We start from the raw sequence: 8,719 nt of genomic DNA, 5'->3' as shown, positions 1-8,719 counted from the left end.
TTAAGAACGTTCAACGCGGCCGCCTCGCCGCCAGACGTCCACCAGTGCAGCATCTGCACTTCCTTGACGTCGGCAGCCTGCGCCGCACCCAAACCAGCCAGCATCACGACAGCGACAGCTGCCGAGCTCATGAACTTGCGCATGAATTTCCTCCCGTTTGAAATCGGCAGCGGGACCCTCCCCGCCACCAGATGCGTTCCGCCATTGCGGCGGTCGGCATGAAGCCGCGCTCCTCCGCGCGGTTAACAATTTAAAACGTTATAAGCCTTTGGTCGTCAAGCCCTTTCTCGACACCCGAGAAAAATATGCTTATTCGCATAACACGTTGAATTATAGTCAAATAATCCGAAAGGATAATGAGGTGTTAAAATTTAAAACGTTTTCATTCCTCAGATTGCGAACCCGAGTCATCATGTTATTGTATCGGCAATTCCAGCATGGAAAGCCTAGAGTGACCGAACCGTCCCGGCCGCATCGCGGCGAAAATGTTGATATTACGCCCAAGCGCGGCAAGCCGACCTTGCGAACGATCGCCACGATCGCCGGCCTTGCGGTGACAACGGTGTCGCGCGCGCTTTCCGATGCGCCGCAGATTTCGCTCGAGACACGCCAACGGGTGCACCGTATCGCTCGCGAAATCGGCTATCTCCCGGATCGGGCGGCGCAGCGTCTGAAGACAGGCCGCACCAACGTCGTCGCCATCCTGCTTGATTCCCACGAGGAGGTGGTCGGCTTCAGCACCTCGATCATGTACGGCATTGCCAAGGCGCTGAAAGAGACGTCCTACCATCTTGTCGTCGCTCCGAACTTCCTGTCGACAACCAATGTCGAAGCCGCCGAATACATCATCCGCAACCACCTTGCCGACGGGCTGATCTTCACCCGGACCGAGCCGCTCGATGCCCGCGTCCGCCTGTTGCTCGAAACCGGCTTTCCCTTCATCTGTCACGGCCGCACGGAATTTTCGACGCAGCATCCCTATGTCGACTACGACAACTTCACCTTTGCCTATGAAGCGACACGCCGGCTGATCGCCAAGGGCCGCACCAAGGTGGCGGTGATCCTGCCGCCGAAACGGCTGACCTTCTGCCAACATATCCTGCACGGCTTCATGACGGCGGTACGGCAGGCCGGCGTCGCCTATGAAATCCCCGAGACCGTCGATCTCGACACGCCGGCGGATGTGCTGCGCGACTTCATCCGCGGCCGCGCCACCGCGCCGGGGGCTCCCGATGGTTTCATCTGCCCCGGCGAAGTTTCGGCGCTTGCCGTCATCAGCGGCATGAGCGATGCCGGGCAGACGCTCGCGGCCGACTACGATATCGTCGCCAAGGAGACATCGCGCCTTCTCACTCAGTTGCAGCCGAAGGTCGATACGATCCATGAGGATCTGACGGCGGCGGGAGAGGATCTCGGCCGCATGCTGCTGCATCGCATCAACAATCCCGACGCGGAGAATTTGCAGCTTCTTCTGCCGCCGCAGATCAACTTTCCGATCGGTCAACGCTAAAACTGTTTTCATGAAGCGTGATTTGGCGTAGAAGCGCGCGTGTAATCCGGTCGCAGCCCACCCGGTCAAAACAAGGGAATCCAAAATATGAAAACCATCGTCGTCTGCTCCGGCGGACTCGACTCCGTTTCGCTTGCCCACAGGATGGCGGCGGAAGAGCAGCTTATCGGTCTCGTCTCCTTCGACTATGGCCAGCGGCATCGCAAGGAACTCGACTTTGCCGCCCGATGCGCCGCGCGCCTTGCCGTCCCCCATCATATTATCGACATCGCCGCCATCGGCGGCCATCTCAGCGGATCGGCCCTGACCGACAATGTCGAGGTTCCGGACGGCCACTACGCCGAGGAAACAATGAAGGCCACCGTGGTACCCAACCGCAATGCCATCATGCTGGCCATCGCCTTCGGCCTGGCCGCCGCGCAGAAAGCGGATGCGGTCGCCGTCGCCGTGCATGGCGGCGATCACTTCATCTATCCCGACTGCCGGCCGGGCTTTATCGATGCTTTCCAGCGCATGCAGAACGAAGCGCTGGACGGTTATGCCAGCGTCAAGCTGCTCGCACCCTATGTCGAGATTTCCAAGACTGACATCGTGGCCGATGGCGCAAAACACGGCACGCCTTTCGCGGAAACCTGGTCCTGTTACAAGGGCGGCAGTCTCCATTGCGGGCGCTGTGGAACCTGCGTCGAACGCCGCGAAGCCTTCCACCTTGCCGGTGTCGCCGATCCGACGGAATACGAGGATCGCGACTTCTGGAAAGCGGCGGTGTCGCAATTTGCCGCGACGGAGGTGCGTTGATGTACCGCATCACCAAGGAATTTCATCTCTCCGCCTCGCATCAGTTGGATCATCTGCCGGCCAATCATCAATGTGCCCGACTCCACGGTCACAACTATATCGTCGTCATCGAACTTTCTGCCGAAACCCTGAACGACGACGGCTTCGTTCGCGACTATCACGACCTCTCGCCGCTCAAAAGCTATATCGACGAGACTCTCGATCATCGACATCTGAACGACGTGTTCGGTCATTCGAAAGTCACCTCCGAGTTCCTGGCCAAGCACTTCTACGACTGGTGCAAGCAGCGCTTCCCCGAGACTTCGTCCGTCCGCGTCAGCGAAACGCCGAAGACCTGGGCGGAGTACAGACCATGAGCGCTGAGACCATACGCGTCAGCGAGATCTTCGGTCCGACCATACAGGGCGAAGGCGCATTGATCGGCCTGCCGACGGTGTTCGTCAGGACGGGCGGTTGCGACTATCGCTGCTCCTGGTGCGATAGCCTTCATGCAGTTGATAGCGCGTTCAGGGATCAATGGATGCCGATGTCTGTCGAGGCGATCTGGCAGGAGGTCACCAGGCTTTCCGGAAGCAGACCGCTGACGGTTTCCCTTTCGGGGGGCAATCCGGCGATCCAGCCGCTGGGGCCGCTGATCGAACTCGGCCATGCCAAGGGATACCGCTTCGCGCTGGAAACTCAGGGAAGTGTCGCCCGGAACTGGTTTCGCGATCTCGATACGCTGGTCTTGAGTCCCAAGCCGCCGTCGAGCGGAATGCAGACAGACTGGGAGCAGGTCGACAATTGTCTTCGGCTGTCCGCCGGCGGACCGGAGATCGCTTTGAAAATCGTCGTCTTCGACGATGCCGATTATGCGTTCGCCCGAGAGGCGGGCGAGCGCTATCCCTATATTCCCCTGTACCTTCAGCCGGGCAACCATACACCGCCGCCCCCCGATGACGACGACGCGCGCATCGATATCGACGGCGTGATGGATCGCATGCATTGGCTTGTCGAGAAGGTGACAGTCGACCAATGGTTTGCGCCGCGCGTCCTGCCGCAACTGCACGTGCTGCTTTGGGGAAACAAGCGCGGCGTCTGAGCCCGCTATGGTTCCGGAAAAGCGAAGACATCGACAGGCTCTCCGAGCCCGCGCAACGGGAAGGTGCCGAGACTGTCCATGTCTTTGGCGCAGCCCGCCATTTCGACGAAGGCCCGCGACAAGAGCACCGGCCGCTTGACCTCCTTGGTCAGGCTTTCCAGCCTCGAGGCGACATTGACCGCCGGGCCGATGACGGTGAAATCCAGCCGCCGGCGCGAGCCGATATTGCCGTACATGACATCGCCGACATGCACACCGACGCCGTAGCGCAGCGGTTCCCGTCCCGTGCGCAGGTGCTCCTCGTTCAGCTCGGCCATCGACGCCTGCCCTTCGCGGATCGCCTGCAGCAGATCGAGGCAGGCCGTCTCCTTGGCTAGCGGGAAGATTGCCAGCAGCCCGTCTCCCATGAACTTCAGGATTTCCCCGCCATGTCGTTCGATCGGATCCGACATGGCGTCGAAATAATCGTTCAGCAGGTGGATGACGTCATCACGCGGCCAGAGATCGGAGATCGCCGTGAAATCGCGCAGATCGCAGATCATGATGGCTGCGCCGACGGTCGCGCCGCTGCCGCGGGTCGTGACACCTGACAGGATATGCTCGCTCGCGTGCGGTCCCACATAGGTCTGCAGCAGCGTGCGTGCCATGATGTTCTTCAGCCTGATCTCGCTGACCAGGGTCAGCGCCGGCAGGAGATCGCGCAGGAAATCAGTATGCTCGCCCGTAAAACCACCCGGCCGAGATGTGGAAAATGTCACGACGTGACGTTTCCCGAAAGTATGCTCGATCGGCCAGGCGATGTATTCCGTGAGGCCGTCGTCGCGCAATTCCTGAAAGAGACTATCTTCGTCGTCTTCGGCTGCACCTTCCAACTGTTTGCGAAACTCCTCCGCACCCTGATGGATCGCGTTAACCGGGCTCTTCAAGAATTCCGGCGTGGTTTCGACACCATAGGCGAATGTGTCGATTTTCGCTTCCGCCATGCCCTCTTTCCAAAGGATGCGGGCGCCGATCCATTGCGGATGGTTAGTCCTGAAATGCAGCGTCGCGCGCGCCACCGGCACCCCCGCTGCCAAAAGCTTCTCGCACATTGCCACCAGGATGTTGTCGATGAAGCGCTCGCCGCGCGTCTCGTTCACCAGCCAGTCGAGGATCCGCCTCCGGCGGATCGGCCAGGCGCCGTCATCCGTTTCAACGGCAGCCCCGGCCTTGTTCAAAAAAGAGGACATCGAAACCCCACTACGCCGCATCACCGACGAACACCGAATTCATTTTCCGTGAATGTGGTCGATGGCGAAGCAAATGATAAGGGGAGACTGCAATTAAGTCTCAGAAATCCCAGTCCTCGTCTTCGGTGGCCACGGCCTTGCCGATGACATAGGAGGACCCCGAGCCGGAGAAGAAGTCGTGGTTCTCGTCGGCATTCGGCGACAGCGCCGACAAGATCGCCGGATTGACCTTGCAGGCTTCGGCCGGAAACAGTGCTTCGTAGCCGAGGTTCATCAGCGCCTTGTTGGCATTGTAGTGGAGGAACTTCTTGACGTCCTCGCTCAGTCCGACTCCGTCATAGAGCGCTTCGGTATATCTCGCCTCGTTATCGTAGAGGTCGAGCAGCAGGTCGAAGGCGAAATCTTTGATCTCCTGACGGAGCTCTTCGGAAAGCCGTTCCAGCCCGCGCTGAAATTTGTAACCAATATAATAGCCGTGCACCGCCTCGTCCCGGATGATGAGCCGGATCATATCGGCCGTGTTGGTGAGTTTGGCGCGGCTCGACCAGTACATCGGCAGATAGAAGCCGGAATAGAAAAGAAAACTTTCCAGGAAGACGCTGGCGACCTTCTTCTTCAAAGGGTCGCCGGAGGCATATTGCTCCATGACCAGCGCTGATTTGCGCTGAAGAAATTCATTCTCCTCGGACCAGCGATAGGCATCATCGACATCAGGCGTCGAGCACAGCGTAGAGAAGATCGAGGAATAGGAACGGGCATGCACCGCTTCCATGAAGGAGATGTTGGAAAGCACTGCCTCCTCATGCGGCGTCGCCGCATCCTCCATCAACCTGATGGAGCCGACTCCGTTCTGAATCGTGTCGAGCAGCGTCAATCCGGTGAAGACCCGAATGGTCAGCTGCTGCTCGGCCGCCGTCAGCGTCGCCCAGGAAGGGATGTCGTTCGACAGCGGCACCTTTTCCGGCAGCCAGAAATTGCCGGTGAGGCGATTCCAGACCTCGAGATCCTTGTCGTCCTCGATGCGATTCCAGTTGATGGCGCGCACGCGCGAGGCTGGCTTGAGTTGTATGTTCATAAGGTGGTCCTCTTGAGGAATGTATCCGGATTTGCCCCTCATCCGCCTGCCGGCACCTTCTCCCCGCTTGCGGGGCGAAGGGGGTATGCCGCACCCTTATCCGTCTTTATTGCCGGCTCGTCTGGCGAGTCCCCTCTCCCCGTCAGAACGGGGAGAGGGTTAGGGTGAGGGGCAGTGCTCACAAGCGAAATCAAATCACAACGTACACGACACACACCCCTGCACTTCCGTACCCGAAAGTGCCATCTGGCGAAGGCGGATGTAGTAGATCGTCTTGATGCCCTTCTTCCAGGCGTAAATCTGCGCCCTATTGATGTCGCGCGTCGTCGCCGTATCACGGAAGAACAGGGTCAGCGACAGGCCTTGGTCGACATGCTGGGTCGCTGCCGCATAGGTGTCGATGATCTTCTCCGGCCCGATCTCGTAGGCGTCCTGATAGTAGTCGAGATTGTCATTGGTCATGAACGGCGCCGGATAATAGACGCGGCCGATCTTTCCTTCCTTGCGGATCTCGATCTTCGAGACGATCGGATGGATCGAGGAAGTCGAGTGGTTGATATAGGAGATCGAGCCCGTCGGCGGCACCGCCTGCAGGTTCTGGTTATAGAGGCCTGAGGCCATCACCGCCTTTTTCAGCGCCACCCAGTCTTGCTGTGTCGGAATATGGATGCCCGATTTGTCGAACAACGCCTGCACCTTTTCGGTCGCCGGCTTCCATTCCTGCTCGGTATATTTGTCGAAATAGTCACCTGAAGCGTATTTCGAATTCTCGAACCCCTTGAAGCTCACACCACGCTCGACCGCCAGACGATTGGAGGCACGCAGCGCGTGATAGGTCACCGCATAGAAATAGATATTGGTGAAATCGACGCCTTCCTCAGAGCCATAGAAGATGCGTTCGCGGGCGAGGTATCCGTGCAGGTTCATCTGCCCGAGGCCGATCGCATGGCTCTCGTCATTGCCTTTCTCGATTGAAGGAACCGAGGAGATATTGCTCATATCGGACACCGCTGTCAGCGCCCGGATCGAGGTCTCGATCGTCTTGCCGAAGTCGGTCGAATCCATCGCCGCAGCAATGTTCAGGGAGCCGAGATTGCAGGAAATATCCCTGCCGAGATGCTTGTAGGAAAGGTCGTCATGATAGTCGCTCGCCTCGCTCACCTGCAGGATCTCCGAGCAGAGGTTGCTCATGGAGATGCGCCCGGCAATCGGGTTCGAGCGGTTCACCGTGTCCTCGAACATGATGTAAGGGTAGCCGCTTTCGAACTGGATTTCGGCGATGACCTGGAAGAATTCGCGCGCCTTGATCTTCTTCTTCGAGATGCGGGCGTCCGCCACCATTTCCCGGTACTTCTCCGTCACCGAAATCTCGGTGAAAGGCACGCCGTAGACCCGTTCCACGTCGTAGGGCGAGAACAGGTACATGTCCTCATTGTTCTTGGCGAGTTCGAAGGTGATGTCGGGCACGACAACGCCGAGCGACAGCGTCTTGATGCGGATTTTCTCATCGGCGTTTTCACGCTTGGTGTCGAGAAAGCGCATGATATCGGGATGATGGGCGTTCAGATAAACCGCACCCGCCCCCTGCCGCGCACCGAGCTGATTGGCATAGGAGAAGCTGTCTTCCAGGAGCTTCATGACGGGGATGATGCCGGAGGACTGGTTTTCGATCTGCTTGATCGGCGCGCCCGCCTCGCGGATATTGGACAGCGACAGGGCCACGCCGCCGCCGCGTTTCGACAACTGCAGCGCCGAATTGATCGACCGGCCGATCGATTCCATGTTGTCCTCGACGCGCAGCAGGAAACAGGAAACGAGTTCGCCGCGCTGCTTCTTGCCTGCATTGAGGAAGGTGGGCGTTGCCGGCTGGAAGCGGCCGGAAATGATCTCGTCGACTATGTCGCGAGCAAGGGCCTCATCGCCGCGCGCCAAAGCCAGCGCCACCATGCAGATGCGGTCTTCGTAGCGCTCGAGATAGCGCTTTTCGTCGAAGGTCTTCAGCGTATAGCTGGTGTAATATTTGAAAGCCCCGAGGAAGGTAGGAAACCGGAATTTCTTGGCATAGGCCTGATCGAACAGGTCGCGGACGAAATTGAAGGAATACTGGTCGAGAACCTCCTGCTCGTAATAGCCCTCCGCGACGAGGTAATCGAGCTTTTCCCGAAGATTGTGAAAGAACACGGTGTTCTGGTTCACATGCTGCAGGAAATATTGCTTGGCCGCCACGCGATCCTTGTCGAGCTGGATCTTTCCCTCGTCGTCGTAGAGGTTCAGCATCGCGTTCAGTGCATGATAGTCGAGTGTTTCGGCCGCTTTCAGCGGTTTTGCGCCCGCGTCCCGCGTCAGATTTGTTCCCGTGTCCAAAATCGTCCCATCCCGTCTTTGACGTTGGCGATATCATCGGCAGTTCCCAGGAGCTCGAACCTGTAGAGGTACGGCACCTGGCACTTCTTCGAGATGACATCGCCGGCGAGCCCATAGGTCTCGCCGAAATTGCTGTTGCCCGCAGCAATCACGCCGCGGATGTTGGAGCGGTTTTCCGCCTCGTTGAGGAAGCGGATCACCTGCTTGGGCACGGCCCCTTTACCGCCGTTTCCGCAATAGGTAGGCGAGATCAGCACATAGGGTTCGCGAATGTGGATGGCCTCAGCGCCGAGGGGAATGCGCGCCGCGCGCAATCCCAGCTTCTCGACGAAACGATGGGTGTTCCCGGATCGGCTGGAATAATAGACGATCAGCCCCACTCCTTTTCTCCGGTCAGGAGAGCGCGCTGATCATGTCGGGGCGGAAGCCCGCCCAATGCTGCTCGCCGGCAACGACGACCGGAACCTGCATGTAGCCCATGCCACGCACGCGATCGAGCGCTTCGGCATCCTCGGAAATATCGACGATCTCATAATCCACGCCCAGGCGATCGAGGGCGCGGTAAGTGGCCGTGCATTGGACACAGGCCGGCTTGCTGTAAACGGTAACGCTCATCATGTTCCTCGTGAAGTCAATGAATTCAGGACGCAGGACTGGGATCG

General features: G+C 58.8%; 9 protein-coding genes and 1 pseudogene. 4 read left to right on the top strand and 6 right to left on the bottom strand.

Annotated elements, in window-relative coordinates; translation table 11 throughout:
* Positions 1-143: pseudogene (locus tag CO660_RS31080) on the bottom strand (sugar ABC transporter substrate-binding protein); the annotation flags it as partial.
* A 308-nt stretch (positions 144-451) separates the two neighbouring features.
* Between CO660_RS31080 and CO660_RS31075 the strand changes: the two are divergent.
* From CO660_RS31075 to queE, 4 genes are all read left to right on the top strand, one after another.
* Positions 452-1,510 (top strand): LacI family transcriptional regulator, encoded by a 1,059-nt coding sequence (locus tag CO660_RS31075; protein WP_097601763.1) that lies wholly within the window; start codon positions 452-454, stop codon positions 1,508-1,510.
* A gap of 87 nt (positions 1,511-1,597) precedes the next feature.
* A complete protein-coding gene (gene queC, locus CO660_RS31070) occupies positions 1,598-2,308 on the top strand; it encodes a 7-cyano-7-deazaguanine synthase QueC (protein ID WP_097601762.1) in 711 nt (236 codons plus the stop codon).
* Complete coding sequence (queD, locus tag CO660_RS31065) at positions 2,308-2,664, top strand: 6-carboxytetrahydropterin synthase QueD (RefSeq protein WP_097601761.1); 357 nt, start codon at positions 2,308-2,310, stop codon at positions 2,662-2,664. Before queC ends, queD begins: the two co-directional genes overlap by 1 nt.
* A complete protein-coding gene (queE, locus tag CO660_RS31060) occupies positions 2,661-3,389 on the top strand; it encodes a 7-carboxy-7-deazaguanine synthase QueE (RefSeq protein ID WP_097601760.1) in 729 nt (242 codons plus the stop codon). The genes queD and queE overlap by 4 nt, the downstream gene beginning before the upstream one ends.
* 5 nt (positions 3,390-3,394) lie before the next feature.
* Here the strand turns inward: queE and CO660_RS31055 are convergent, their stop codons facing one another.
* The 5 genes from CO660_RS31055 to nrdH all read right to left on the bottom strand — a co-directional run bounded on the left by CO660_RS31055 (position 3,395) and on the right by nrdH (position 8,672).
* Positions 3,395-4,618 carry an adenylate/guanylate cyclase domain-containing protein gene (locus tag CO660_RS31055; protein ID WP_085780202.1) on the bottom strand — a complete coding sequence of 408 codons (1,224 nt, stop codon included), beginning with the start codon at positions 4,616-4,618 and terminating at the stop codon, positions 3,395-3,397.
* Positions 4,619-4,718: 100 nt separating this feature from the next.
* On the bottom strand, positions 4,719-5,693 hold the full coding sequence (gene nrdF, locus CO660_RS31050) for a class 1b ribonucleoside-diphosphate reductase subunit beta (RefSeq protein WP_097601759.1): 975 nt from the start codon (positions 5,691-5,693) through the stop codon (positions 4,719-4,721).
* A gap of 195 nt (positions 5,694-5,888) precedes the next feature.
* Positions 5,889-8,057 carry a class 1b ribonucleoside-diphosphate reductase subunit alpha gene (gene nrdE / locus CO660_RS31045; protein ID WP_097601758.1) on the bottom strand — a complete coding sequence of 723 codons (2,169 nt, stop codon included), beginning with the start codon at positions 8,055-8,057 and terminating at the stop codon, positions 5,889-5,891.
* Positions 8,036-8,437, bottom strand: a complete 402-nt coding sequence (gene nrdI, locus CO660_RS31040) for a class Ib ribonucleoside-diphosphate reductase assembly flavoprotein NrdI (protein ID WP_097601757.1) — start codon at positions 8,435-8,437, stop codon at positions 8,036-8,038. Before nrdI ends, nrdE begins: the two co-directional genes overlap by 22 nt.
* Positions 8,438-8,450: 13 nt before the next feature.
* Positions 8,451-8,672, bottom strand: a complete 222-nt coding sequence (nrdH, locus tag CO660_RS31035; protein WP_085779585.1) for a glutaredoxin-like protein NrdH — start codon at positions 8,670-8,672, stop codon at positions 8,451-8,453.
* Positions 8,673-8,719 lie beyond the last annotated feature (47 nt).

It is taken from the genome of Rhizobium sp. L9 (assembly GCF_002531885.1).
Taxonomy (GTDB): domain Bacteria; phylum Pseudomonadota; class Alphaproteobacteria; order Rhizobiales; family Rhizobiaceae; genus Rhizobium.
Note: the sequence above shows the minus strand (reverse complement) of the source record. Positions and strands in the feature narration are given on the sequence as shown.